Origin of the sequence: Rhodopseudomonas sp. P2A-2r (assembly GCF_026015985.1) — a bacterium.
In the GTDB taxonomy this organism is placed as follows: Bacteria; Pseudomonadota; Alphaproteobacteria; order Rhizobiales; family Xanthobacteraceae; genus Tardiphaga.
Map to the genome: position 1 here is coordinate 1,007,034 of NZ_CP110389.1, position 26,920 is coordinate 1,033,953.

Annotated in this window: 20 protein-coding genes and 3 pseudogenes; 9 read left to right on the top strand and 14 right to left on the bottom strand. The window is 65.9% G+C overall.

All coding sequences use genetic code 11. The annotated features are described in order from the left end of the window. The first annotated feature begins 7 nt into the window (after positions 1-7). The 5 genes and pseudogenes from ONR75_RS04675 (at position 8) to ONR75_RS04695 (ending at position 5,465) form a co-directional block, all read left to right on the top strand. Positions 8-1,066 carry an extracellular solute-binding protein gene (locus tag ONR75_RS04675; protein WP_265081596.1) on the top strand — a complete coding sequence of 353 codons (1,059 nt, stop codon included), beginning with the start codon at positions 8-10 and terminating at the stop codon, positions 1,064-1,066. Beyond that, a pseudogene (locus tag ONR75_RS04680) lies at positions 1,063-2,120 on the top strand (ABC transporter ATP-binding protein). The gene ONR75_RS04675 and the pseudogene ONR75_RS04680 overlap by 4 nt, the downstream one beginning before the upstream one ends. Before the next feature lie 19 nt (positions 2,121-2,139). After that, positions 2,140-2,798: pseudogene (locus ONR75_RS04685) on the top strand (AroM family protein). Beyond that, positions 2,795-3,904: a DUF917 domain-containing protein gene (locus tag ONR75_RS04690; RefSeq protein ID WP_265081597.1), complete on the top strand. Its 1,110-nt coding sequence runs from the start codon at positions 2,795-2,797 to the stop codon at positions 3,902-3,904. Before ONR75_RS04685 ends, ONR75_RS04690 begins: the two are co-directional and overlap by 4 nt. A gap of 4 nt (positions 3,905-3,908) precedes the next feature. Next, positions 3,909-5,465 (top strand): hydantoinase/oxoprolinase family protein, encoded by a 1,557-nt coding sequence (locus ONR75_RS04695; RefSeq protein WP_265081598.1) that lies wholly within the window; start codon positions 3,909-3,911, stop codon positions 5,463-5,465. Between the two features lie 7 nt (positions 5,466-5,472). Here the strand turns inward: ONR75_RS04695 and ONR75_RS04700 are convergent, their stop codons facing one another. From ONR75_RS04700 to ONR75_RS04760, 13 genes are all read right to left on the bottom strand, one after another. Continuing rightward, positions 5,473-6,111: an aspartate/glutamate racemase family protein gene (locus ONR75_RS04700; protein WP_265081599.1), complete on the bottom strand. Its 639-nt coding sequence runs from the start codon at positions 6,109-6,111 to the stop codon at positions 5,473-5,475. A 95-nt stretch (positions 6,112-6,206) separates the two neighbouring features. After that, a complete protein-coding gene (locus ONR75_RS04705) occupies positions 6,207-7,175 on the bottom strand; it encodes an ABC transporter ATP-binding protein (protein ID WP_265083537.1) in 969 nt (322 codons plus the stop codon). Between the two features lie 11 nt (positions 7,176-7,186). Next, the gene (locus tag ONR75_RS04710; RefSeq protein ID WP_265081600.1) at positions 7,187-8,167 is read right to left on the bottom strand and encodes an ABC transporter ATP-binding protein; all 981 of its coding nucleotides are present in this window, start codon (positions 8,165-8,167) and stop codon (positions 7,187-7,189) included. Then, the gene (locus ONR75_RS04715; protein ID WP_265081601.1) at positions 8,167-9,084 is read right to left on the bottom strand and encodes an ABC transporter permease; all 918 of its coding nucleotides are present in this window, start codon (positions 9,082-9,084) and stop codon (positions 8,167-8,169) included. Before ONR75_RS04715 ends, ONR75_RS04710 begins: the two co-directional genes overlap by 1 nt. Further along, entirely contained in the window at positions 9,050-10,009 is a 960-nt protein-coding gene (locus ONR75_RS04720; protein WP_265081602.1) for an ABC transporter permease, read from the bottom strand. The genes ONR75_RS04715 and ONR75_RS04720 overlap by 35 nt, the downstream gene beginning before the upstream one ends. Before the next feature lie 25 nt (positions 10,010-10,034). Beyond that, positions 10,035-11,828, bottom strand: a complete 1,794-nt coding sequence (locus tag ONR75_RS04725; protein ID WP_265081603.1) for a peptide ABC transporter substrate-binding protein — start codon at positions 11,826-11,828, stop codon at positions 10,035-10,037. A 258-nt stretch (positions 11,829-12,086) separates the two neighbouring features. Further along, the gene (locus ONR75_RS04730) at positions 12,087-13,505 is read right to left on the bottom strand and encodes a M20 family metallopeptidase (RefSeq protein WP_265081604.1); all 1,419 of its coding nucleotides are present in this window, start codon (positions 13,503-13,505) and stop codon (positions 12,087-12,089) included. Positions 13,506-13,685: 180 nt separating this feature from the next. Then, positions 13,686-14,918 carry a Zn-dependent hydrolase gene (locus tag ONR75_RS04735; protein ID WP_265081605.1) on the bottom strand — a complete coding sequence of 411 codons (1,233 nt, stop codon included), beginning with the start codon at positions 14,916-14,918 and terminating at the stop codon, positions 13,686-13,688. Beyond that, positions 14,911-15,696: an ABC transporter ATP-binding protein gene (locus ONR75_RS04740; RefSeq protein WP_265081606.1), complete on the bottom strand. Its 786-nt coding sequence runs from the start codon at positions 15,694-15,696 to the stop codon at positions 14,911-14,913. Before ONR75_RS04740 ends, ONR75_RS04735 begins: the two co-directional genes overlap by 8 nt. Next, positions 15,693-16,466, bottom strand: a complete 774-nt coding sequence (locus ONR75_RS04745; protein ID WP_265083538.1) for an ABC transporter permease — start codon at positions 16,464-16,466, stop codon at positions 15,693-15,695. The genes ONR75_RS04740 and ONR75_RS04745 overlap by 4 nt, the downstream gene beginning before the upstream one ends. 199 nt (positions 16,467-16,665) lie before the next feature. Continuing rightward, positions 16,666-17,610 (bottom strand): ABC transporter substrate-binding protein, encoded by a 945-nt coding sequence (locus ONR75_RS04750; protein ID WP_265081607.1) that lies wholly within the window; start codon positions 17,608-17,610, stop codon positions 16,666-16,668. Between the two features lie 114 nt (positions 17,611-17,724). Beyond that, a complete protein-coding gene (hutC, locus tag ONR75_RS04755; RefSeq protein ID WP_265081608.1) occupies positions 17,725-18,468 on the bottom strand; it encodes a histidine utilization repressor in 744 nt (247 codons plus the stop codon). Then, complete coding sequence (locus tag ONR75_RS04760) at positions 18,465-19,823, bottom strand: formimidoylglutamate deiminase (protein WP_265081609.1); 1,359 nt, start codon at positions 19,821-19,823, stop codon at positions 18,465-18,467. Before ONR75_RS04760 ends, hutC begins: the two co-directional genes overlap by 4 nt. 92 nt (positions 19,824-19,915) lie before the next feature. Here ONR75_RS04760 and hutI point away from each other — a divergent pair, with 92 nt between their 5' ends. From hutI to hutU, 3 genes and pseudogenes are all read left to right on the top strand, one after another. After that, a complete protein-coding gene (gene hutI, locus ONR75_RS04765) occupies positions 19,916-21,130 on the top strand; it encodes an imidazolonepropionase (protein ID WP_265081610.1) in 1,215 nt (404 codons plus the stop codon). Then, a pseudogene (gene hutH / locus ONR75_RS04770) lies at positions 21,127-22,590 on the top strand (histidine ammonia-lyase); the annotation flags it as partial. The gene hutI and the pseudogene hutH, both read left to right, overlap by 4 nt. A 126-nt stretch (positions 22,591-22,716) precedes the next feature. Further along, the gene (gene hutU, locus ONR75_RS04775; protein WP_265083539.1) at positions 22,717-24,387 is read left to right on the top strand and encodes a urocanate hydratase; all 1,671 of its coding nucleotides are present in this window, start codon (positions 22,717-22,719) and stop codon (positions 24,385-24,387) included. Positions 24,388-24,562: 175 nt separating this feature from the next. Here hutU and ONR75_RS04780 read toward each other — a convergent pair whose 3' ends face one another. Next, entirely contained in the window at positions 24,563-25,864 is a 1,302-nt protein-coding gene (locus ONR75_RS04780; protein ID WP_265081611.1) for a PQQ-dependent sugar dehydrogenase, read from the bottom strand. Positions 25,865-26,159: 295 nt separating this feature from the next. Here ONR75_RS04780 and ONR75_RS04785 point away from each other — a divergent pair, with 295 nt between their 5' ends. Further along, entirely contained in the window at positions 26,160-26,798 is a 639-nt protein-coding gene (locus ONR75_RS04785) for a flavin reductase family protein (protein ID WP_265081612.1), read from the top strand. The last annotated feature ends 122 nt before the right edge of the window (positions 26,799-26,920 follow it).

Sequence of the window (26,920 nt, forward strand, 5' to 3'; positions counted from 1 at the left end):
TCATTCTGTGACCATCATCCGCAAGCCCGTGAATCGACGCCGGTTTCTCGCCGTGGCCGCTACGGCAGGTGCTGGCCTCATTGCAGCTCCCCATGTCGCGCGTGCCCAGGCGGCGACGTTGCGCATCACCGGATGGGGCGGCAAGTGGGGACAGACCATGTCCACCGAGGTCGTTCCGGCCTTCGAGAAAGAGTTCAAGTGCAAGGTGGAGACCGACACCGCGTTCCCGTTCCTGCCGAAGCTGCAGGCGAGTTCGCGCTCGAATCCGGTCTACGACGTGCTGCACACCAATTCCAATGAGCAGTGGGCGGCTCTGGAGATGGGCATCGTCGAAGCCAAGATCGACGCCAAGCAGGTGCCGAACATTGCCGACGTCTATCCCTACGCGGTCAGCGACAAGATCGTCGGCGTCACCATCTTCACCAGCGCCATCGGCCTCGGCATGCGCACCGACAAGGGCTACGGCAAGGTCACGTCCTGGAAGGATCTCTGGGACAGGTCCTATGACGGCGTGCGCGGCGGCTATGTCATCCCGGTGAACAGCCTCGGACAGGCGTTCGTGATGATGAGCGGCATGCTGTACGGCAAGGGCATGACCGACCTCGACGCCGCCTATGCGGCGCTGGAGAAGGTCAAGCCGATGAAACTCGCCGACTTCACCGGCACTATGGAAAAAATGATCCTGTCGGGCGAGGTCGGCCTGGCGGTGATCCACGATTCCGGCATCCTGCGCTACGATGGCCAGAACCAGCCGACCGCCTTCGTCGCGCCGTCCGAGGGCGTGATGGCGCTGGAGCAGGTGCTGACGCTGACGCCGGGCACCAAGGTCCGCGAGCTCGCCAATGCCTACGTGAACTACATGCTGAGCCCCAGCGTGCAGAAGACGCTGGCGGAATCTGTGTGGTACTCGCCGGCCAACAGCAAGGTGAAGCTCGATGACAGGTACAACGATAAACTGCTGACGACGCCGGCGAAGGTCGCTACGCTGATCCAGCCCGACTGGAAATGGTACAACGCGCGCAAGGACGAGATCGACGCGCGCGTGAACCGTATCTTCCGGGCATGAGCGCGGCCATCGACATTGTCGGCGTCACCAAGACCTATGACGGTCGCACCCGTGCCGTGGACGCAGTGGACATGGCGATCCGGGAGGAGAGTTCTTCTCCCTTCTCGGACCGTCGGGTTGCGGCAAGACCACGACCCTGCGAATGATCGCCGGCTTCGAGACGCCGACGGAAGGCAGCATCAGGGTCGGCGGCGCCGACGTCACCCATGTCCCCGCCCACAAGCGCGACATGGGCATGGTGTTCCAGAACTACGCGTTGTTTCCGCACCGTTCGGTCGGTGAAAACGTCGGCTTCGGGCTGCGCATGCGCGGCATGGACCGCGCCACCATCGGCCGGAAAGTCACCGACGCTTTGGCCCAGGTCGAACTGGTCGGCTACGAGGATCGCCGTCCCGGGCAATTGTCCGGCGGCCAGCAGCAGCGCGTCGCGCTGGCGCGCGCCATCGTCATCGAACCGCGCGTGCTGCTGTGCGACGAGCCGCTTGGCGCACTCGACAAGAAGCTTCGGCAATCGATGCAGTTCGAACTGAAGCAGCTGCAGCGTAAGCTTGGTCTCACCATGGTGTTCGTCACCCATGACCAGGAAGAGGCGCTCGCCATGTCCGATCGCATTGCGGTGATGAACGCCGGCAAAGTCGAGCAGATCGGCACGCCATCGGAGATCTACGACCGGCCCGGCACGCGCTTCGTCGCCGACTTCATCGGCGACACCAACCTGTTCCGCGGCGAGGTGATCCGCGACGCCGGCAAGGTTTTGCTAAAGGTCGATCGCGACATGACCATCGAGCTCGCCGGAGAGCCCGGCACCACCGGACCGTTGTCCGTCGCGTTGCGTCCGGAGAAAATCCGGCTCGCGGCGCCGACCGGCGACGGTCTCGACGGCATTGTCGAGAGCGCCAACTTCCAGGGCGGCTCGGTGCTGTACCGCATCGAGGCCGCGGGCCGTCGCCTGCTGGCGCAGCAACCCAACAACGGCTCGCACGAGCTGTTCCAGGCCGGCGCTGCAGTGACGCTGCGCTGGACACCATCCGACATCGTGATCTTGAAGGATTGATAGCATGCAGCAACAACGCATGGGCGTGGTCGTGATTGGCCAGAGCCCGCGACCGTCCGTCGCCGGCGAAATCGCCGCGGTGCTGTCGCCGGGAATGCAGATCGACCTGCGCGGCGCCCTCGACGGCATGACCCGCGCCGAGATCGACGCGATTCCGCCGGTTGATGGCTACGACACCTTGTTCACCCTGCTGCCGAACGGCGATGGCGTTACCCTCAGCAAGAAGGCCGTGGAAGCCCGTGCGGCCAGGCAGATCGAGAAGTTCGCCGGTGAGGGCATCAAGGTCACGATGCTCGCCTGCACCGGCAAATTTCCCAATATCGCGCCCGAAGGCCTGGTGATCCTGCCGTCGGCGGTGCTGCACAAGCTGGTGGAAGCGGTGCTGCCCAAGGGTCGGCTCGGCGTGTTCTCGCCGCTGGCGGCGCAGACCGAACTGATCGGAAAAAATGGCAGCGCGACGGCGTCGAGGTCGTCGGCGTCACCATGCAGCCAGGATCGGACGATGCCGCCATCGACGCCGCTGCGCAAAAAATGGCGGCGCTGAAGCCAGATCTCGTGGTGATGGATTGCATGGGCTACACCAGTGCCAACAAGGCGCGGGTTCGCGGGGCCTATGACGGCCCTGTCATTCTGGCCATCGCCGCGGCAGCGCGCGTCGTCGAGGAGTTGACGACATGAACGCGGCACCACTCACCGAGATCACCTCGGAGGATATCGAATCGCTGGCGGTCGGCGCCTGGATCCTCGGCACCGGCGGCGGCGGCAGTCCTTATCTGGGCCTGCTCAACCTGCGCCAGCTCTATGCCCAGGGCCACCGCGTGCAGCTGATGTCGCCGCTCGATCTTGGCGACGACGACCATGTGGCTGTCGTGTCCAACATGGGCGCACCGCTGGTCGGGCAGGAACGCTTGACCGACAGCCGCAGCATCGCGCGCGCCGTCGAGATCCAGCAGGAATTCGGCGGCTTCAAATTCCGCGCCGTGATGTCGGTGGAGATCGGCGGCGGCAACGGCATGCAGGCGCTGATGGCCGCGGCCCATCTCGGGATTCCCGTGGTCGATGCCGACTGCATGGGACGCGCCTTCCCGGAAGCGCAGATGACCTCGGTGGCGATCGGCGGGCTGCGGCCCTATCCGTGCACGCTGTACGATCCGCGCGGCATCGAGGCGATCGTCACCAAGGTGCCGACCTGGAAATGGATGGAGCGCGCCAGCCGCAAGATCTGCGTCGAGATGGGCTCCATCGCCTCGACCTGCAAGGCGCCACGCACCGGCCGCGAGGTCAAGGACTGGGGCATCCACTTCACCACCACTGCGGCGATCCGCATCGGCACGCTGGTGCGCGAGGCCAACCGGCTGCATACCGATCCGATCGCGGCGCTGCTCGACAGCGAAGGCGGCAAGCGGCTGTTCACCGGCAAGGTGGTCGACGTCGAGCGCCGCACCACGGAGGGTTTTCTGCGCGGTTCGATCGCCATCGAGGGCATCGATGACGATCGCGGCAGCCGGCTCGATCTGTCGTTCCAGAATGAATGGATCGTCGCCTGGCGCGAGGGCAAGGCGGTGGCCATGTGCCCGGACCTGATCTGCGTGCTGGAGACTCTGTCCGGCCACGCGGTGGGCACCGAGACGGTGCGCTACGGCCAGCGCGTCACCGTGGTGGCAATGCAGGCGCCACCGGTGCTCACGAGCGAATGCGGTCTCGAATTCGTCGGCCCGCGGGCCTTCGGCTACGACCTCGACTTCGTTTCTCTTTTCGATGCGCACGCAGGCGCAGGAGTATAACGACATGCGACGCATTGGAATCGACGTCGGCGGCACCAACACCGACGCCGTGCTGCTGGACGGCGACAAGGTCATTTTTGCCTGCAAGCGCCCGACCACCCTGGATGTCACTTCCGGCATTCTCGACGCGCTGAAGGCGCTGCGCGCCGATCCGGTGACGCGCGGCCCGGTGGATTCGGTGGTGATCGGCACTACGCATTTCATCAACGCCGTGGTGCAGCGCAAGCACCTGATGAAGGTGGCTGCGATCCGCATCGGCATGCCGGTCAGCGCGTCACTGCCGCCATTCTGCGACTGGCCCACGGACCTCGCCGAAAAGGTGCACGGCGAGACCTTCATGCTCGAAGGCGGCCACGATTTTGACGGCCGCCCGATTATGCCGTTCGATACGTCGGCGATGCGCAGCGCCGCGCGAAAAATCCGCGATGCCGGACTGCGTTCGGTAGCCGTGTCGTCGATCTTCTCGCCGCTCGATCCGAGCTGTGAAGTGGCGGCACGCGATATCCTGCAGGAGGTCTGTCCGGATGTGGCGGTCACCATGTCGCACGATCTGGGACGCATCGGCCTGCTGGAGCGCGAGAATGCCGCGCTGCTCAACGCCGTGCTGCACGACCTCGCGGTCGAGACCGTTGCCGCGTTTCGCAAGGCGATTGCCGAGAGCGGCATCGACGCGCCGCTGTTCCTGACCCAGAACGACGGCACGGTGATGCAGGCCGAGACCGCCATCGCCTTTCCCGTGATGAGCTTTGCGTCCGGCGCCACCAACTCGATGCGTGGCGCGGCACATCTGTCCGGCCGCGAGGATGCCATGGTGGTCGATGTCGGCGGTACCACCAGCGATATCGGCCAGCTGCGCCACGGCTTTCCGCGCGAGGCCAATGCGGTGGTCGAGGTCGGCGGCGTGCGCACCCTGTTCCGGATGCCCGACCTGCTGTCCATCGGGCTCGGCGGCGGCAGCCATGTCGATGCGACCTCGGCAAAAGTCGGCCCGCTCAGCGTCGGCTATCGCCTGACCGAAGACGCGCTGGTGTTCGGCGGCAAGCAATTGACCGCGACGGATATCGCGGTCGCCGCCGGCCTGCTGGATATCGGTGACCGCTCGCGCGTCGCGTCGATTTCAAAGGAGCTGATCGACGCGTCGCTGGCTGACGCCAGGCGCCTGCTGGAAGAAAACATCGACCGCATGAAGACCGAGGCGGCCGATGCGCCGCTGGTGGCGGTGGGCGGCGGCGCCTTCCTGGTGCCGGACCAATTGGCCGGTGTTTCGGAAATCATCCGGGTGCCGTTCGGCGATTGCGCCAATGCCGTCGGTGCAGCGATTGCGCGCGTCAGCGGCGAGGCCGACCAAGTGTTCCGCGAACTCAGCCGCGACGACGCGATCGCCGCAGCGCTGCAGATCGCCGAAGCCAAGGCGGTTGCCGCCGGCGCCGATCCCGCGAGCCTGAAGACCATCGAGGTCGAGGATATGCCGATCGCCTATCTGCCGGGAAATTCGCTGCGCGTCCGCGTCCGCGTCGCCGGCGCGTTGGCCGGCGTCGCGGCGAAGCGCGAGGTGGCGTAACGAGGGCTCAGCCGAGCAGCGAGCGCAGCCGTTTCACCGCACTGTCGGGCGTTGTCAGCACAGGGAGGCCGCTGGCGGCCGCAACCGCTGGCGCCGCTCGTGCGAGGCTGAACTGGGCCAGGGCGATCACCTTGCACTGCTGCAGGCCGGAAGCGGCCTGCGCCGCCAGTTGGTCGTGGCGCGCGGTGTCGCCGGCATTCAGGGCGGCGAGGGCGCCTTCGGCCAGTTGCGGCACGATCTCGATGGCCGGCGCGATGGCGGTGAATTCGGCGGGCATGGTGTCGAGGGTGGGGCCGAAGGTGGCGAGCAGGCCGATCGGTCCGCCGCTGGCGATCGCCTCATCGATCATGGCTTCGTTCGGCGTCAGCACCGGTAGCGGCGTCAGCGCGGCCTTGCAGGCTTCGATGCACGGGCCGAAGGCCGAGCAGGTGAACAGGATTCCATTGGCGCCGTTATCCACGGCATAGCGCGCCAGCAGCAGGAAGCGCTCGGTCATGGCCGGCGTGAGTTGCCCGGCGCGCGCGAGGTCGGCGGACAGGCTGTCGTCGAAAATATTGACGAGATCCGCCTCCGGCCACAGCCGTCCGAACGCCTCCGCAGCAGGATCGATCGAATGCCGAAGCGCGTGGATCAGGGCGATGCGCATGGATGCTCCAAATCAGGACGATGCCGCGACGATGCGGGCTTTCAAACTGCAATGGGCAAAAAATTCGCAAAGGCAATGGATTCTTCGCCGACGCCCTACGCCAGATGGCAGGCCACGAAATGCCCGTCGCTGCCCTGTTTGGTTTCCGGCACGATCTGCGAACACATCGGCACGGCGATGGGGCAGCGGGTGTGGAAATGACAGCCCGTCGGCGGATTCATCGGGCTCGGCACGTCGCCCTGCAGCCGGATCCGCTTGCGCTTGGCCTTGGGGTCCGGCACCGGCACGGCGGAGAGCAGCGCCTGCGTGTAGGGATGCTGCGGATTGCGATAGAGGTCGCTGGATTTTGCGAGTTCGACGATGCGGCCGAGATACATCACCGCCACGCGGTCGGAGATGTGTTCCACCACTGACAGATCGTGCGCCACGAACAGGAACGTCAGGTTCAGCTCGGCCTGCAGATCTTCCAGCAGGTTGATCACCTGCGCCTGGATGGAGACGTCGAGCGCCGACACCGGTTCGTCGCAGACGATAAATTCGGGCTCGACCGCGAGTGCACGCGCAATGACGATGCGCTGGCGCTGGCCGCCGGAGAATTCATGCGGGTAGCGGCGCATCTGGTCGCCCTTCAGCCCGACCTTGACCAGCAGGCTCGCCACGCGATCCTCGCGCTCGCTGGCGAAGCCGCCGAGATTGTGGATGGTCAGCGCCTCGCCGATGATCGCGCCCACGGTCATGCGCGGATTGAGCGAAGCGAAGGGATCCTGGAACACGAGCTGCATTTTTCGCCTGAGAGCGCGCAGCTCGCTGCCGCCGAGCGCCAGCACGTCCCGGCCGGCGAATTCGACGTCGCCTGCGGTCGGCTCGATCAGGCGCAGCACGCAGCGGCCTGTGGTGGATTTTCCGCAGCCGGATTCGCCGACCAGTCCCAGCGTCTCGCCGCGATGGACGGTGAACGACACGTCGTCGATGGCGTGAACGCGCCCGACCTCGCGCGACAGCAAGCCGCCATGGACAGGAAAATATTTCTTGAGATTGGTGACGCGCACCAGCGGTTCGGTCATGAGAGGCTCGCTCATGGCACGTCTCCCAGATGGCAGGCCATGCGATGGTCCGGTGCGATCGGCCGCAGCAGCGGCTCGCGTTCCCGACAGACATCCATGACAAAGCGGCAGCGCGGCGCGAAGCGGCAGCCGGGCGCGGGATTGATCAGCACCGGCATGGTGCCGGCGATGGTCTCCAGCCGGGTCTTCAGTCCGGCATCGAGATCGATGCGCGGGATCGAGCGGATCAGGCCCTGGGTGTAGGGATGGCTCGGACGTTCGAACAGGCTGTCGACGCCGGCCTCCTCGACCACCTTGCCGGCATACATCACCACCACGCGCTGCGCGGTTTCCGCGACCACGCCCATGGCATGGGTGATCAGCATCACCGCCATGCCGAAGCGCTCCTTCATGTCCTGCAAGAGGTCGAGGATCTGCGCCTGGATGGTAACGTCGAGCGCGGTGGTGGGCTCGTCGGCGATCACCAGCTTGGGATGGCAGGCCAGCGCCATGGCGATCATCACGCGCTGGCGCATGCCGCCGGAAAACTGGTGCGGGTAATCGTTGACGCGGCCGGCGGCATTGGGGATCTGCACCAGCTTCAGCATCTCCACCGTGCGCGCCATCGCCATTTTCTGCGGCAGCCGCTCGTGGCGCCGCAGGCTCTCGGCAATCTGCTCGCCGACGGTGAGCACGGGGTTGAGCGAGGTCATCGGCTCCTGGAAGATAAAGCCGATCTCCTTGGCCCTGATCTCGTCGAGCTGATGGCTGGTGAGCGGCACCAGGTCGCGGCCCTCGAAGATGATCTCGCCTTCGACGATCTTGCCCGGCGGCATGGCGATCAGCTGCAGGATCGACATCGCCGTGACCGTCTTGCCGGAGCCGGATTCGCCGACCACGCACAGCGTCTCGCCGCGGTTGATGGTGAGGTTCACGCCGTCGACGGCCTGCACGATGCCGTCGTCGGTGGTGAAATGCGTCTTGAGATTCTTGATTTCGAGGAGCGGAATCATCAGATCACCCGCCGCGCATCGAGGGCGTCGCGCAGCCCGTCGCCGATGAAGTTGACGGCGACCACGGCGATGAAGATCGCTGCGCCGGGAAACAGTGCCCAGTGCGCGGCGATGTCGAGATAGTCCTTGGCGTCGTACAGGATGCGGCCCCAGGTCGGGGTGTCCGGCGGAAAGCCGAGGCCGAGAAACGACAGCGTCGACTCGGCGATGATGGCGGCGGCGACGTCGATGGTGCCGGCGATGATCACCGGCCCCAGCGCGTTGGGCAATATGTGGCGGATCACCTGGCGCGCGCGGCTGGCGCCGAGGGCGCGGGCGGCCTCGACGAATTCCTTTTCGCGCAGCGACAGAAATTGCGCGCGGACCAGCCGCGCCACCGGCATCCAGCGCAGCCCGCCGATGACGACAACGATCAGGATGAAGATGCCGCCCTCGGGGCCGAACGCCGCCTTCAGCCCGTCGCGGAACAGATAGATCAGCAGCAGCAGCAGCGGCAGTTGCGGCAGTGCCAGAAAGAGGTCCGTGAGCCACATCAGGAAATGGCCGAGCGCGCCGCGCGACATACCGGCGAGCGCGCCGATCAGCGTGCCGACCAGCACCGAGACCACCATCGCCGCGAAGCCAACGGCAAGCGAGATGCGCCCGCCGGAGATCATGCGGGCCAGAATATCCTGGCCGAGATCGTCGGTGCCGAGCGGGTGCGCGAGCGACGGGCCTTCCAGGCGCGCGGTGAAATCGATCTCGTTGATCCCCACGCGCCACAAGTACGGGCCCAGCACCACCGCCAGAACCAGAACCAGCAGCAGCACCGCGCTGACCACGGCGAGCTTGTGGCGGCGATAGCGCAGCCAGGTCTCGCGCAGCGGCGAATAGCTGCGCCGCTCAGCGGAGCGAGATGCGAGGGTCAAGCCAGCCATACAGAACGTCCGCGATGAGGTTGAAGAGCACGACAAGACAAGCGAAGACAAAGGTCACGGCCATCACCACCGGCGTATCGTTGGCGAGGATCGAGGAAATCAGCAGCGAGCCGATGCCGGGGATGCGGAAGATCTGCTCGGTGACGATGGCGCCGCCGAACACCGCGGGGATCTGCAACGCGATCAGGGTGACCACCGGGATCATCGCATTGCGCATCACATGCTTGACGATGACTCGCCGCTGGCCGATGCCCTTGGCCTTTGCGGTGGTGACGTAATCGAGGCGGATCACGTCGAGCATGGCCGAGCGGACGAAACGCGTCATCGACGCCGCCTGAAACAGGCCGAGCACCATCACCGGCATGATGGCTTGCCGGATCTGTTCGCCGACCCAATGGATGCCGGTCGCCTTGATGTCGGTCGAATAGACGAAGGGCAGCCAGTCCAGCTTCACCGAAAACACCAGGATGAACAGGATTCCGGTGAAGAAGGTCGGCAGCGAGAAGCCGATGAAGGCCAGCGTGTTGGCGACCTGGTCGAACACCGAATAGGGCCTTGTGGCGGCATAGACGCCGACCGGAATCGCAATCAGCAGCGCCAGCACCTGCGACGAGCCGATCACGTAGAGTGTGGTGGACAGTCGTTGGAGGATCAGCGTGTCGACGTTCATCCGGCTGACAAAGGAAAAGCCCCAGTCGCCGTGCACCATGGCCACCAGCCAGTGCACGTAGCGCAGGTAGATCGGATCGTCGAGGCCGAATTTCATCCGCAGCGCCTCGCGGACTTCGGGCGGCACGTTGGGATTGGTGGCGAGTTCGGAAAACGGATCGCCCGGCGCCAGCGCCAGCACGATGAACAGGATCAGCGAGATTCCGAGCAGGCTCGGAATGGCGATCAGCAGGCGGCGCAGGATGTACTGGCTCATGACGGAAGCCGTCTGTCCGCTGTCCTCACGCCTCCCTGTACCATTCGTGCAGGTTGTCGGTTTCGTTGGCCCAGCCGGACAGCACCGGGCGCAGCGTGTTGGCCGCGGCCTCCACTTTCAAGCGATGCATCGCCGGGATGAACACGGTGTCCTCCCACATGATGTCGTTGGCCTTGATGTAGAAGGCCGCGCGCTTGACGGGATCGATCTCGCCCTCGGCCGCGTCGATCGCGGCGTCATAGTCCTTGTTGACCCAGCGCGGGAAGTTCAGGCCCTGCCACTTGTTCGCCTTGGTCGCCACGTTGCTGGAATGATAGCGGCGCATGTGCTGGGCGGGGTCGGGCTGGCTCATGGGGATCTGGAACATTTCGAGGTCGGCGTAGAAATGCGGATAGGTGTCCGGATTGCCGACGTCCGAGGAAAAGAAGATCGATGCCACCACCGATTTCAGCTCCATCTCGATGCCGGCCTTCTGGCAGGCCTGCTTGACGATGGCCTGGGTCTTCTGGCGCGGGCCGTTGATGGCGGTCTGGAACAGCAGTTTCATCCGCTTGCCATCCTTGGCGCGGATGCCGTCCGCGCCCGGCTTCCAGCCGGCGTCGTCGAGCAGCTTGATGGCCTTCTCGATGCTGAATTCCCAGCTGGTGTTCTTGGATACGAATTTCTCGGGTCCGTTGAGGAAGTTGGCGGTGGTGCGGCCGGCGCGGCCGTAGATCACGCTCTTGATGGCATTGCGGTCGATCAGCAGCGCCAGCGCCTTGCGGACCGCGGGATCGGAGAACAGCGGATGCTTGGTCTTCATGGAGGAGCGTTCGCCGTCGACCTCGGTGTTCGGGTCGGTGAAATTGAGGGCGATGAATTCGGTGTCGCCGCCGACAGCATAGACCGCCTTGCCCTTGCCGCCCTTTTCCAGGCGCAGCAGGATTTCGTCTTCCACCTGGATGTTCCAGGCAAAGTCATACTCGCCAGTCTGGATCACGGCGCGCGCCGCCGAGACGGCATCGCCGCCACCCTTCATCTCGATGCTGTCGAAGTGCGGGCGGTTGGGTATGTGGTAATCGAGGTTGATCTCGCCGCGGATGAAATCGCCCGGCTTGAACTCGACGAATTTATAGGCGCTGGTGCCGACCGGCTTGAGGTTGGTCGGGGCGTCGCGCGACTTGTCGCCGGTGTAATCCTGGAACAGATGCTTGGGGATGATGGCGCCGGGCGCGCCGACAAAGGCATCGGCCCAGAACGGCGTCGGCTTCTTGAAGGAGATCTTCACCGTGAGATCGTCGATCTTTTCGACGGTGATGTCGCGATGTGCGGCGATGGTGACCGTCGCAGTCGCCGGGTTTTTGGCATATTCCCAGTTGAACACCACGTCGTCGGCGGAGAACGGCTTGCCGTCGTGCCATTTGACGCCGGGCTTCAGTTTCCAGGTCACCGACTTGGCATCGGCGGCGAGGCCGCCATTCTGCAGCGAGGGAATTTCGGCGGCGAGCACCGGGCTGAGATTGCCGTCGGCGTCCCAGCAGGCCAGCGGTTCGTAGAACAGCCGCGAGCCGTCCTGGTCCTTGGTGCCGGTGGCAAAGTGCGGATTGAGCAGCGTCGGGCCCTGCCACCACAGCAGCTTCAGCGGGCCGCCGCCGCCGCGCTTGGTCGGCTTGTAGGTGGACGGCGTCTGCGCCATGGCCACGCCGCCGACCGCGAGCAGTTGCGTCGCCATCGGCGCGGTGAGGCCCAGCGCGATCATGCGTTGAATGAAGCCGCGGCGATCCATGCGACCGTTTTTGACGCCATCGATCATCGTTTGCAGTTCGGTGCCCAGCTTCATCGTCCACTCGTTCGGTTGGCGTGATCGCGGGTCGCCCCGCCGCATAGTCCAGGGACGTAAGATGGCACACCGAACGTGCCGCAAGTCAACGTCATGCGGGGTGGCGTCGCGGATCGATTGGCCGTTGCTTGGGCAGATTTCTACTGCGGCGCACAACGCTTCGGCAAACCGAAGGTATCGCTCTGCCAAAACGTGGGCGCGGCTGCCCCAGCGTGCAAAAAATTTGTTCGCTGGGACACGATTATCGGACGCTTCGGATCACGCCAATGACATGCGCAGCGGCGGCGCAACATCGCCTGGCAGCGGACTCACATAGGGCGTGCGGGCGGTGCGCCGGTCGAGGTCGGCCTTGGCGGCGGCGATCAGGTCCGGTTCGATCAGCGCCTTGACGCCGAGGCCCGCCATCGCCTTGGCGGCCTGCACCATGGCCTTGTGGGCGTGCGAGCTCTTGCCTTGCGCCACCACCTGCCAGGTGTGCAGCGGCGTGCCGATGGCGATCGAGGGCGCATGGACCTGGACGGTGGGGACCACCCAGCTGACGTCGCCGACATCGGTGGAGCCGACCAGCGGATTGCGCTTGGCGTCGAACGGCACCAGGAAATCCGCCAGCGGCTTGTCGGTCGGATCCATGCCGATGGTGTAGTAGACCGAGTCGATGTCCTTCTCGGTCAGCGTGGCCTGGATCTGCGACGCGAAGCTCCTGTCGTCGTCGTCGAAATGCGGCGGGCCGAGGTCTTCCATGACCTTGAACAGCGCCTCTTCCAGCGGCGTATTGGCCAGCGTGTTGGAGACGGCGGAAACGATCTGCATCTTCACGGTGGTTTCGGTCATCAGCGCCGCGCCCTCCGCGATCTTCTGCACGCGCCCGACCAGTTCGGTCATGCCGGGCAGGTCGCGGGCGCGAATCGAATAGCGCACGCGGGCATGGGCCTGCACCACGTTGGGCGCGATGCCGCCGGTGTCGAGCACCGCATAGTGGACGCGGGCGTCGCTGGGCATGTGCTCGCGCATGTAGTTGACGCCGACATTCATCAGCTCCACGGCATCGAGCGCGCTGCGGCCCAGATGCGGCGACGCGGCGGCATGGGACGTCCGCCCGGTGAAGTTGAAATCGGCGCGCGTGTTGGCCAGCGAGGGCGTCACCGCCACTTCCCAGAAACTGGAGGGGTGCCAGGTGACGGCGATGTCCACGTCGTCGAAATCGCCGGAGCGCACCATGAAAGCCTTGGCAGCGCCGCCCTCTTCCGCCGGGCAGCCGTAATAGCGCACCCGCCCGGGCACCTTGTGGGTGGCCAGCCAGTCCTTCACCGCCGTGGCGGCGAGCAGGGCGGCCGATCCAAGCAGGTTGTGGCCGCAGCCATGGCCATGGCCGCCGGCCTCGATCGGGCGGGGCTCGGCTATGCCTGCTTCCTGGCTCAATCCGGGCAGGGCATCGTATTCGCCGAGAAAGGCGATGACGGGACCTCCCTCGCCCCATTCGCCCATCAGCGCGGTGGGGATGCCGGCGAGGTTCTCGGTGATGCGGAAACCCTGATGCTGCAGCTCGGCCAGATGTTCGGCGCAGGAGCGCGCTTCGGTGTAGCAGACCTCCGGCATCGCCCAGACCCGATCGCTCAGCGCGACGAAACGCGGCTTGATGGCGTCAACGTGACGCCAGATGTCAGTGCGGTTGTCCATCTGCAGGATCCTGATCGAGTTCGAGAGTGAAATGGCTAGCAGCTTCGCCGCACCGCGCCTAGCACCGCTCCGGCACACCTGCCGTGCCCCCGGGCCATACATGCAAACCGTGGACCGCTCGATGATCCCACGCGGCGGCAGCTGCGCGGCTTCCCGGATGGCGGCTTTGTTGTCGTCGGCCTATCCCGCCAGCAGCCGCCGGCAGGCGTCGACATAGACCTGTGCGCCGGTGACAATGTCGGCGTCAGCGGTGTTTTCGGTCCAGTGATGGCTGACGCCGCCGATCGACGGCACGAACAGCATGCCGGCCGGCATGATCGTCGCCAGCACCTGCGCATCGTGTCCGGCGCCGCTCGGCATGCGCAGCGAACGGCCGCCGGCAACGGCGGCGCTCGCCGCCTCGATGGCCTCCTGGATCTTGCCATCCATCATGGCGGGTGCGCCAACGCGCAGCCGTTCGACGGTGACGCGGCAGCGCCCCTGCGCCGTAGCCTCGTCCGCCATGCCCCGCAGCAGCTCCTCGAGCCGTGCGATCACGGACGGATCGTCGTCGCGAATCTGGAACAGCATCTCGGCATGGCCGGGGATGATGCTCGGCGCGCCCGGATCCAGCGTGATGCGGCCGGTGGTCCATACGGTGCGCGGCCCGCACATCGCCGGAAATCGTTCGTCGATGGCCACGCAGAACCGCGCCAGCGCCAGTCCGGCATCCTTGCGCACCGCCATGCGGGTGGTGCCGGCATGGTTCTGTTCGCCGGTGAAATCGATCCGGTATTGCCAGATGCCGACGATGGAGGTGACGACGCCGATGGCAAGACGGCCATCCTCCAGCGTCTGGCCCTGTTCGATATGCGCTTCGAGATAGCCGATATGCCGCGCGGGCTCGGCGGTGATGCGTGGGCGGCCGGCGAGCCCGGCGTCGCGCAGCGCGTCGCGCAGGGCACGGCCGCTCGAGCGGTCGCGCGCGGCGTCGATATCCGCCTCGGTGACGTCGCCGACAAAAGAACGGCTGCCGAGGAAGCTGCCGAAATGGCCTTCCTCGTCGCACCAGGCCGCGACTTCGACTGCGCCGTTCAAATCCGGGTTGGGATTGATGACGCGCGCCGCCTCCAGCGCATAGATTACGCCGAGCGGCCCATCGAGCCAGCCGGCATAGTTCTGGCTTTCCAGATGCGATCCCGCCAGCAGCTTCGGACCGGCCTTGCTGCTGATGCCCAGCACGTTGCCGATGCCGTCGATGGTGGCCGTCAACCCGGCCTCGAGAAGTCGCGCCGCGAGCCAGTGCAGCGATTGCACATGCGGCTCGGAGAAAGTCGGCTTGTGCACGCCGGTCTTGTAGGCGCCGATGGCGCGCAGCGCGTTGAGGTCGGCGAGAACCCGGGCGCCGTCAACGGACAAATGATGGTCAGGCATGATCTGCTACTTTCAGGGCCTCGACGCGGATTTCCTCGACAAGGCGTTCCTTCAGGGCGACGAATTCCGGCGTCGTCTTGATCTTGTAGGAGCGCGGATGCGGCAGGTCGACGGCGATCTCCGCCTTGATGCGCCCCGGCCGTGCGCTCATGACGATGACGCGGCTGCCGAGGAAGATGGCTTCCTCGATATCGTGGGTGACGAACAGTACGGTCTTCTGGTCGCGCTCCCAGATCCCCAGCAGCATCTCCTGCATCAAGGCGCGGGTCTGGTTGTCGAGCGCGCCGAACGGCTCGTCGAGCAGCAGGATCTTTGGATCGTTGGCCAGCGCGCGCGCAATGGCGGTGCGCTGCTGCATGCCACCGGACAGCTGCTTCGGCCAGTGGTTCTCGAAGCCCGCAAGGCCGACCCTCTGGATGAAGCCGTCGGCGATGCGGCCGCGTTCGGCTTCCGACACGCCGCGCTCGCGCAGGGCGAAGGCTATGTTCTCGCGCACCGTCAGCCATGGAAACAGCGTGTAGGACTGGAACACCATGCCGCGGTCGGCGCCGGGTCCGGTGACCTCCTGGCCGTCGAGCATCACGCGGCCGGTGGTGGGACGGTCGAGCCCGGCGATGATGCGCAGCAGCGTCGACTTTCCGCAGCCCGAGGGGCCGAGGATGGTGGCGAAGTCGTTGTTGCCGACCTTGAGGTCGGTGGGCTCCAGCGCCTGCGTCGGCGCATGGCCGGCGCGCGCGGGGAAGGTGCGGGAAACCTGATCGATCAACAGCGTGGTCATGCCAGCTTCCACGGAAACAGCCAGGCGTTGAACGCCTTGAACAGGAAATCCGACAACAGGCCGATCAGCCCGATGACGATGATGCCGAAGATGATCTGCCCGGTGTTGAGCAGCGCCTGGCTGTCAGTGATCATGTGGCCGATGCCCGAGGACGAGCCGATCAGTTCGGCGACGATGACATAGGTCCAGGCCCAGCCGAGAACCAGCCGGAGGATCTCGGCGATCTCCGGCGCGGAGGAGGGCAGCAGCACGCGGCGGATCACGCCGCTGTCGCTGGCGCCGAGCGTATAGGCGGCCTCGACCAGATCGCGGCGGGTGTTGCCGACATTGACGGCGATCATCAGCACGATCTGGAACACCGAGCCGATGAAGATCACCAGCAGCTTCTGCAGCTCGCCGATGCCCGCCCACAGGATCAGCAGCGGAATGAAGGCCGAGGCCGGCAGGTAGCGCGCGAACGAGACGAACGGCTCCAGCAGCGCCTCGATCGGCTTGTAGGCGCCCATCAATACGCCGAGCGGCACCGCGACAACCATCGCCAGCACGAAGCCGCCGACCACCCGCCAGATCGTCATGCCGATGTCGAACAGGAAGCCATACTTGGTCAGCAGCTCCCAGCCCTCATGCACCATGGTCAGCGGATTGGCGAGAAACGTCTTCGACACGTAGCCGCCGAAGGTCGCCCACGACCACACCGCCACGAACAGCACGAAGAACGCAAAACCGTAGGCGACGCGCTGTCGCGATGTCACGGGGTCGAGGGGACGTATCACAGGGGCGCTATCCTTGGCGTCTGGTTAAAGTTGAAAGGAAGGAGATCGTGTCCCGGGCGCGGTGCAGCGTCCTTCGCGCTGCTCCGCAGAACCGGGACCCCGGTCCACTCATCACCGGGACCCCGGATCTGCAGCGCACCACGCCGCGAAGGGCGGCGCGTTGCGCTGCGTCCGGGGAACGCTTGGCGTTTGCAGGCTACTTGATGTAGCTGGCGTCGTAGAGGTCATCGATCTTCGGTACCGCCTTGATGATGCCGATCTCCAGCAGCAGCTCCGCGGCTTCCTTGTTGAAGGCCTGGAATTCGCTGGTGAAGAACTTCTGGTTGGCGGCCTTGTCCTGCCAGCGCAGGTACTTCGCCGAATTGCCGAAGGCTTCGGCGGACTGCTTCACATCGGCGCCCATGATCTCGTAGGACTTGGCCTGGTCCTTCTCGATCATCGCGATGGCCTCGAAATAGCTGTCGGCCAGCGCCTTGGCGGCTTTTGGATTGTCGGCGAGGAATTTCGGCGTACAGCCGAAGGTGTCCATGACCATCGGATAGTCCAGCGTGGTGGCGATGATCTTGCCCTTGTCGGGTGCGGCGCGCACCGTCGAGAGATAGGGCTCGTAAGTCATGGCGGCATCGTTCTGGCCGGAGACGAAGGCTTGCGCCGCGGCGGCCGGCTCAAGGTTCACCACGGTGACATCCTTCACCGTGAGGCCGTTCTTCTTGAGCATCCAGGCCAGCGCGAAATAGGGCGAGGTGCCCGGCGCGGAAGCGGCGACCGTCTTGCCCTTGAGATCCTTGATCGATGCGATGTCGCTGCGCGTGGCCATGCCGTCGGCGCCGTAGCTCTTGTCGAGCTGGAAGATCTGCTTGGTGGCAACGCCGTTGGCATTCCATGAAATCCAGGTCTCGACGGTGGTCGCCGCGCACTGCACGTCGCCCGAGGCGATCGCCAGATGGCGGTCCTTCTGCGGGATCTTCTTGATCGTCACGTCGAGGCCGTTCTTCTTGAAGATGCCGGCCTGGTTGGCGAGCGTGAGCGGCGCAAATCCGGTCCAGCCTGAGATCGCGATGTTGACCTTCACGTCCTGCGCAATGGCCGGTGCGGCGGCGAGAAGCGTGGCGGCGACGACAATTTTTCCAAGATGACGCATGGCTGTATCCCTTTGCTGGTTTATCGATTGTGTCGTTCTGGTTGCCTCAGACGGTGAGGTGGCTCTGTAAAATACCGCTGCATAAATTGTGCCGTATCGATATCGATATCATTCTCAGCCACCCTTGAACCGTGCAACCAGTTTGTGCGACTCGCCGGGATAGACGAGGCGTACGGCGGTGATGGCCTGCGCGCCGCGCCAGGTGTGGCGTTCGATCACCAGGCAGGGCGCACCGACTGCAATATCAAGCGCCGCGGCCGTCTGATCGTTGGCGACAATGGCGCTGATGGCATGTTCGGCCTCGGTCCATGGGACATGATGAAGCAGCCACGAGCCGGGCGGCTCGGCGGCGAAATCCGCGGCGGCAGCGTCCGGCACGGCGTCGAGATCGATCAGCCGGTCCTCGATGGCGAACGGCACGCCGTCGGCGCTGTGGCGGCAGGCAATCGCCATCACCCGGCCGGTCTTGCGCACGCGCAGCCGTGCGCGGTCGGCAGCGGTTGCGGCGCGGCGCGAAGACTTGATCATCTCGTAGCCGTAGCTACGGCCGAGCGCGGTGATCTCCGCACGGATGTCGGCGATCTCCAGAACCGCCGAGAGAAAGTTGGGACGGCGCACGAAGGTGCCGGCGCGCCGCCGCCGCTCGATCAGATCGCCCTGCGCCAGTTCGGAAAGCGCCTTGCTCACGGTCATCCGCGAACAGCCGTAATGCGTCATCAACTCGTGTTCGAAGGGGATGCGGTAGCCCGGCGGCCACTCGCCGGTCAGGATGCGCTGCTCGATATCGAGCCGGATCTGCTTGTACAGCGTTGGCCTGTCGACCGTGTCGGCCTTGGCGCGCTGCGGGGCGGCGCTCATGCGACCAGCCTGCGCATTGCTGCATTGAATGTCTCGCGCGCCTGTTGCCGCAGCCGGTGGCGTCCGCCTTCCACCAGCTTCGCGCCGCCGGCCCAGGCGCAATCGATCGCTCCCGCACCGGCGGCGAAGATCCAGCCGTCGAGCACGGCATCGCGGCTGCGCCCCGCCAGCGACGGATGGGCGGTGTCGAGCGTGACGATATCGGCGCGGGCGCCGACCTGCAGTCCGACCGCCGGCTGCGCAAGCGCCTGGCCGCCGCCGGCCAGTGCGGCATCGAGCAGCGCGCGGCCGGTCGAGACGCCGGGCCCGCCCGACAACACGTTGCGCTCGCGATGCTTGAGCCGCTGGCCATATTCGAGCTGGCGCAGTTCGGCATCGACGCCGATCAGGATGTTGGAATCGGTGCCGATGCCGATGCGGCCGCCGGCGCCAAGAAATTCGCGGCCGGGAAAGATGCCGTCGCCGAGGCTCGCTTCGGTCAGCGGGCAAAGTCCTGCAACGGCGCCGCTCGCGGCCAGCGCCGCGGTTTCCGCCGGCGTCATGTGCGTCGCGTGGATCAGGCACCAGCGTTGATTGACGGGCGCATGGTCAAGCAGCCATGCGACCGGTCGCTGGCCCGACCAGGCGACGCAGTCCTCGACCTCGCGCACCTGTTCGGCGGCGTGAATATGCAGCGGGCCGCCTGCGGCCAGCGGTAGCAGCGCCGCCAGCTCGTCCGGCGTCACGGCGCGCAGGCTGTGCGGCGCGATGCCGAGATTGGCACCGGGCAGTGCGCGGATCGCGGTGCGGCTGGCGTCCACCAGCTTTGCGAACTGATCGACGGAGCAGATGAAGCGGCGCTGGCCTTCATGCGGTGCGGTGCCGCCGAACGTTCCATGGGCATAGAAGCACGGCAGCAGCGTCAGCCCGATGCCTGTGACCTCAGCGGCGCGGGCGATGCGCGTGGCCATCTCCGCGGGGTTGGCGTAAAGCGCGCCGTCGTGGTCATGATGCAGATAATGGAATTCGCCGACCCGCGTAAAACCCTGTTCGAGCATCTCGACATAAAGCAGCGTCGCGACCGCCTGGGTGTCTTCGGGAGTCATGGTCAGCGCGAAGCGATACATGGTCTCGCGCCAGGTCCAGAATGTATCCGCGGCATCGCCGCGAATTTCTGCGAGACCGGCCATGCCGCGCTGGAAGGCGTGGCTGTGCAGGCTGGCTATTCCGGGGATTGCGAGTTGGTGACGTTCATCGCCGGCAGCCGGCGCGACGCCGGCCGTGACCTTGGCGATGGTGCCATCGGTCACCTCCACCTGCACGTCATCGGCCCACCCCGCGGGGAGCAACGCCGATCCGAAATGCAGAGTTGACATGTTTCCAAAACCGGATGGACAGGACTGCAGCGCGATAATATGTATAGACATATCGAGTTTGTCGTCAAGCTTCTGTAGTTGGGAAGTCCCGCATGGCCGAGCGCTTCGATCGGATCTGGCACGATGCCCGGCTCGCCACTGTGCGCGCGGATCTTCCCGACCTCGGCGCCATCGACCATGGCGTGATCGCCGCCCGCGATGGCCGCATCGTCTTCGCCGGCGCGAAATCCGATTTTCCCGTCGATGCCGATGCGGTCGAGCGCATCGATTGTGCCGGCCGCTGGATCACGCCGGGGCTGGTGGATTGCCATACCCATCTGGTGTTCGGCGGCAACCGCGCCCACGAATTCGAGTTGCGGCTGCAGGGTGCCAGCTACGAGGAGATCGCGCGCGCCGGTGGCGGCATCGTCTCGACGGTGGCGGCGACGCGGGCCGCCAGCGAGGCTGAACTTGTCGCCGGCGCGCTGCCGCGGCTTGACGCGCTGATCGGCGAAGGCGTGACCACGCTGGAGATCAAGTCCGGCTACGGGCTCAATCTTGAGACCGAGCTGCGGCAGTTGTCCGCCGCCCGCGCGCTCGGCCGGCAGCGGCCGGTTACTGTCCGCACCAGCTTTCTCGGCGCCCATGCGCTGCCGCCGGAAGCCGGTGGCGACAAGGATCGCTATATCGACCTCGTCTGCAACGAGATGCTGCCGGCGGTGGCGCGCGCCGGCCTCGCCGATGCCGTCGACGCCTTCATGGAAGGCATCGCCTTCTCCGCCGAGCAGACCGCGCGCGTCTTTCACGCAGCCAAGGTGCTGGGGCTGCCGGTCAAGTTGCATGCGGACCAACTGTCGAACCTCGGCGGCGCGGCGCTGGCTGCGCAATTCTCGGCGCTGTCGGCCGATCATCTCGAACACACCGATGACGCCGGCGCCGCGGCGATGGCAAAAGCAGGGACGGTGGCCGTGCTGCTGCCCGGCGCGTTCTATTTCATTCGCGAGACGTCGAAGCCGCCGCTCGATCTGTTCCGCGCCCACGGCGTGCACATGGCGCTGGCCACCGACTGCAATCCCGGCAGCTCACCGCTGACCTCGCTGCTGCTCGCCATGAACATGGGCGCGACATTGTTCCGGATGACCGTTGCCGAATGCCTCGCCGGCGTGACCCGCGAAGGCGCGCGCGCCCTCGGCGTGCTCGCCGACACCGGCACGCTGGAGGCCGGCAAACGCTGCGATCTGGCGATCTGGAACATCGAGCGTCCGGCCGAACTCGTCTACCGCATGGGCTTCAATCCCCTGCACGACCGGGCCTGGATGGGCCGATGAGCAGCCGCACTGCATCCCTCGTCGTTTCGCCGGGCAAGGTGACGCTTGAGGATCTCCGGCAGGTGCTGGCCGGCGCGTCGGTCGTGCTCGATCCGTCGTTCTGGCCGTCGGTCGAGGCGGCTGCCGGTATCGTCGAAAAGGCCGCCGCTGCCGCCGCGCCGGTCTACGGCATCAATACCGGCTTCGGCAAGCTGGCGTCGAAGCGCATTCCGCCCGATCAGACCGCGCTGCTGCAGCGCAATCTCATCGTGTCGCATTGCTGCGGTGTCGGGCAGCCTACGCCAGAGCCGGTCGTGCGGCTGATGATAGCGCTCAAGATCATCTCCTTGGGGCGCGGCGCGTCCGGCGTGCGTCGCGTCGTCATCGAACAATTGCAGGCGCTGCTGGCGCACGGCATTTATCCGCTGGTGCCGCAGCAGGGCTCGGTCGGCGCCTCCGGCGATCTGGCGCCGCTGGCGCATATGACCGCGGTGATGATCGGCGAGGGGCAGGCGTTGGTCGACGGTGCAGTGGTGCCGGGGCGGGATGCGTTGGCTGCTGCCGGCCTCGCGCCACTGACGCTCGGCCCGAAGGAAGGCTTGGCGCTGATCAACGGCACACAGTTCTCCACGGCCTATGCCATCTCCGGATTGTTGCGCGCCCACGATCTCGCTTGCGCGACGTTGGTCACCGGCGCGCTGTCGGTCGATGCGGCGATGGCCTCGACGGCGCCGTTCCGTCCGGAGATCCAGCGATTGCGCGGCCATGCCGGTCAGATCGCGGCGGGTGCGGCGCTGACCGCGCTGCTCGACGGCAGCGACATCCGCAACTCGCATCTCGAAGGCGACGAGCGTGTGCAGGATCCCTATTGCCTGCGCTGCCAGCCGCAGGTGGCCGGCGCCGTGCTCGACCTCTTGACGCAGGCGGCGCGCACGCTGGCCATCGAGGCCAATGCGGTCACCGACAATCCGCTGGTGCTGGTCGAGACCGGCGAAATCGTCTCCGGCGGAAACTTTCATGCCGAGCCGGTGGCGTTTGCCGCCGACCAGATCGCATTGGCGCTGTCGGAGATCGGCGCCATCAGCGAGCGACGCATCGCCACTCTGGTCGACCCCGCGTTGAACTTCGGCCTGCCGCCTTTTCTCACGCCCGACCCCGGCATCAATTCTGGCTTCATGATCGCCGAAGTGACGGCTGCCGCGCTCTATGCCGAGAACAAGCAGCGCGCCGCGGCCTGCTCGATCGACTCGACGCCGACCAGTGCAAACCAGGAGGACCACGTGTCGATGGCCGCCCATGCCGCGCGCCGGTTGTCTGACATGGCCGACAATCTCGCCGCTATCCTCGGCATCGAACTACTGGTAGCGGCGCAGGGCATCGAGCTGCGCGCGCCGCATGCCACGAGTCCGGCGCTGGCGGCGGTGATCGCGCTGTTGCGCGAACAGGTGCCGGCGCTCGGCGCCGATCGCTACATGGCCGACGATATGGCGAAGGCCACCGCGCTGGTTGCGTCCGGTCGGCTGCCCGCCGCTGCGATGGCGGTGCTCACCAACAATCCGTTTCCAGAACTTGCCTTAAGCAATGCTTGCCGAGAAAGGTCATTCGTCATGAACCGCCGACTGGACAACGCGCGCGTCATCCGTTCGCCGCGCGGATCGGAGATCAGCGCCAAGAGCTGGCTGACCGAAGCGCCGTTGCGCATGCTGATGAACAATCTCGATCCCGACGTGGCGGAGCGGCCGAGCGAACTCGTGGTCTATGGCGGCATCGGTCGCGCCGCCCGCGACTGGGACAGCTTTGATCGCATTGTGGCGGCGCTGCGCAAGCTCGATGACGACCAGACATTGCTGGTGCAGTCCGGCAAGCCGGTCGGCGTGTTCCGCACCCACAAGGACGCGCCGCGCGTGCTGATCGCCAATTCCAACCTGGTGCCGCATTGGGCGACGCTGGATCACTTCAACGAGCTCGACAAGCTCGGCCTGATGATGTTCGGCCAGATGACCGCGGGCTCGTGGATCTACATCGGCAGCCAGGGCATCGTGCAGGGCACCTACGAAACCTTCGTCGAGGTCGGCCGTCGCCACTATGGCGGCAGCCTTGCCGGCCGCTGGATCCTGACTGCGGGCCTTGGCGGCATGGGCGGCGCGCAGCCGCTCGCTGCCACCATGGCCGGCGCGTCCATGCTGGCGGTCGAATGCCAGCCGAGCCGCATCGAGATGCGGCTGCGCACCGGCTATCTCGACCGCCAGGCGGCGACCCTCGACGAGGCGCTGGCGATCATGGCGCAGGCAGCGCAAGACAAGAAGCCGGTCTCGGTCGGCCTGCTCGGCAATGCCGCCGATATCTTTCCCGAACTGGTGCGCCGTGGTGTGCGTCCGGACATCGTCACCGACCAGACCAGCGCCCACGATCCGATCAACGGCTATCTGCCGAAGGGCTGGACGCTCGATCAGTGGGCCGCCAAGCGCGAGAGCGATCCGAAGGCGGTGGAAGCCGCCGCCAAGACCTCCATGGTCGGCCACGTCCAGGCGATGCTGGACTTTCATGCCCAGGGCATTCCCACCCTCGACTACGGCAACAACATTCGCCAGATGGCCAAGGACATGGGCCTCGCCAACGCCTTCGATTTTCCCGGCTTCGTGCCGGCCTATATCCGCCCGCTGTTCTGCCGCGGCATCGGTCCGTTCCGCTGGGCCGCGCTATCCGGCGATCCCGAGGACATCTATCGCACCGACGCCAAGGTCAAGGAGCTGATGCCGGACGACAAGCATCTGCATCACTGGCTCGACATGGCGCGCGAGCGTATCCAGTTCCAGGGCCTGCCGGCGCGGATCTGCTGGGTCGGTCTCGGCGATCGTCATCGTCTCGGCCTTGCCTTCAACGAGATGGTCGCAAGCGGCGAGTTGAAGGCGCCGATCGTGATTGGTCGCGATCATCTCGACAGCGGCTCGGTCGCCAGCCCCAACCGCGAGACCGAGGCGATGCGCGACGGATCCGACGCGGTATCCGACTGGCCGCTGCTCAATGCGCTGCTCAATTGCGCCAGCGGCGCCACCTGGGTGTCGCTGCATCACGGCGGCGGCGTCGGCATCGGCTATTCCCAGCACGCCGGCATGGTGATCGTCGCCGACGGCACGCCCGACGCGGCGCGCCGCATCGAGCGCGTGCTGTGGAACGATCCCGCCACCGGGGTGATGCGCCACGCCGATGCGGGCTACGACAGCGCGATCGAATGCGCCAAGACCAACGGGCTCGATCTGCCCGGGGTGACGTCGTAGCGCGTTCTAGTTGGGGGTCGTGCCCCGGACGCGGTGCACCACGCCGCCGCTTGGGCGGCGTGGTGCGCCGCAGATCCGGGGTCCCGGTTGCGTCTACAGAAATCGGGGTCCCGGATCTGCAGTGCGGCACTTCGCGCCGCGCTGCGTCCGGGACACGGCCGAATTGAGTGAGCCTCTACGCTGCGGTGACGCGCCAGATCACGTCGCCCACATCGTCGGCGACCAGCAGCGCGCCTTCGGGCGTGAGGAACACGCCGACCGGCCGGCCGTAGGATTCCTTTTCGTCCGGCGCGAGGAAGCCCGACAGGATATCGCGCGGCGGACCCGACGGGCGGCCGTTCACGAACGGGATGAACACCACCTTGTAGCCGCTCAACGTGCTGCGATTCCACGAGCCGTGCTGGCCGATCACCATGCCGTCGGGAAAGCCCGGCCAGGTGCCGGCCGGCAGCCAGCACAGGCCGAGTGACGCGGTGTGTCCGCCCAGCGCGTAGTCCGGCGTGATCGTCCTGGCCACCAGCGCGGCGTCCTGCGGCACGCGGTCGTCGACGGTCTTGCCCCAGTAGCAATAGGGCCAGCCGTAGAAGCCACCGTCGCGCACCGAGGTCAGATAGTCCGGCGGCGTCTCGTCGCCGAGGCCGTCGCGCTCGTTGACCACCGTCCACAGCGCGCCTGTTGTGGGCTCGAAGGCGAGGCCCACGGGGTTGCGCAGCCCGCCGGCGAAGATGCGGCTGCTGCCGGTGGCGACGTCGAGTTCATAGACCGCGGCGCGGCCCTCTTCGGTCTCCATGCCCATGTCGGCGATGTTGGTGAGCGAGCCGACGCCGATGTAGATCTTCTTGCCATCGGGGCTCGGCAGCAGGCTGCGGGTCCAGTGCCCGCCCGCCTTGAAATCGGTGAGCTTCTTGCCCGGCGCGGTGATGCTGTCGGCGCCCGCCACATAGGGAAAGGCCACCACGCCGTCGACATTGCCGACATAGAAGGTGTCGTCCAGCAGGGTCATGCCGAATGGCTGGTTCAGCCCTTCCATGAAGGTCTTGCTGATCTCGGCCGTGCCGTCGCCATCGGCGTCGCGCAGCAAAGTGATGCGGTTGGCGCTTTCGCCAAGGGCCGCGGCGCGCCGCATGGTTGCCTGCATGGCGTAGCCGAACACGTTCCTCACGGGGCCTGCGACCTGCGACGCCTCGGCGATCAGCACGTCGCCATTGGGCAGCATGTCGATCCAGCGCGGATGCTTCAGGCCGGTGGCAAAGGCATTGACCTTCAGGCCCGCCGCCACCGTTGGCTTGTGGCCGTCGCTCCAGCCGCGCGCGGTCGGCATCTTCAGCGTCATCAGGGTGCCCTGCGGCCGCGCCGCCGGCACCACCGGCGCGCTGCCCCAGGCCGGTGCGGGTGTTGCGCCCTGCAGCCGGCGCCACTGCAGCGCGGCTCCGCCGATCACCGCGACCACGCGCGCAAAAATTCCGGAAAAGTCCATGTCATTTCCCCATTGATGGCGCGCACCCTATCGAGGCGATGCCGCCTTTGAAACCTAATCTTCGGCGAGCGTGCGGATCGACTTTCCATCGATCGGATACGCGATAGCGATGAATCGTCCGATTCGCGGTTCGAACGGGTTTTGTCCCGCAAGCTCAGATGGTTGTGTTCGATTCTGCCGATCGGCGGTGGCCATCACACAAACGGCTGAAGTTTGCCGCAACGCTGCCGCAGCGCGTTGACGCGTTTTGGCTCACCGTTCTAGATGAATTTCCATCACCCGCTGCGGAGCTGCCATGACGATGCGATTCGATTTTGCCACGCTGAGCGCGCCGCAACGCTACAAGCTGCTGTGTGGCCTGGTGGTCCCGCGGCCGATCGCGCTGATCACCACCATCTCGGCCGAAGGCGTGGTCAATGCCGCGCCGTTCTCGTTCTTCAACGTGTTCTCCGAAGCGCCGCCGCTGGTGGTGGTGGGCCTGCAGGTGAAGTCGGACCTTACGCCCAAGGACACCACGCGCAACATCCGCGCCAATGGCCTGTTCGTCGTCAACATGGTGGACGAAGCGCTGGCACGGTCCATGGTCGATTGCTCGATCGCCTTTCCCTCCGACATCGGAGAACCCGAGGCGCTGCAGCTTCCGTTGTCCGCCGGCGTCTTCGTGCCGGTGCCGCATCTGGCTGACGCGCCGGTGGCGCTGGAATGCCGCAAGGTGACGATGATGAATTTCGGCGCCGAGCGCGATCTGCTGGTCGGCGAGGTGCTTGGATTGCAGGTCCGCGACGGCGTCGTCGATCCCGATACGCTGCGGACCGACTATGACAACTTCCAGCCGGTGGGACGCGTCGCCGGCACCATGTATGCCCGCATGAACGACCGCTTCGAGCTGAAACCCGAAACCTTCGAGAGCTGGCAGCGGCTGCGGGCAAGCTGACCCGCTTGGCTGGCAAGCCGCCGGTCCGAAGGGCGATTTTGCCCGGAATCTCCGTGTTGTGCCCTGTGTCGCGGCTTAATTGGCCCTCGGCGCGGGAATCTGCCTTATTTCCAGCGGGTTGA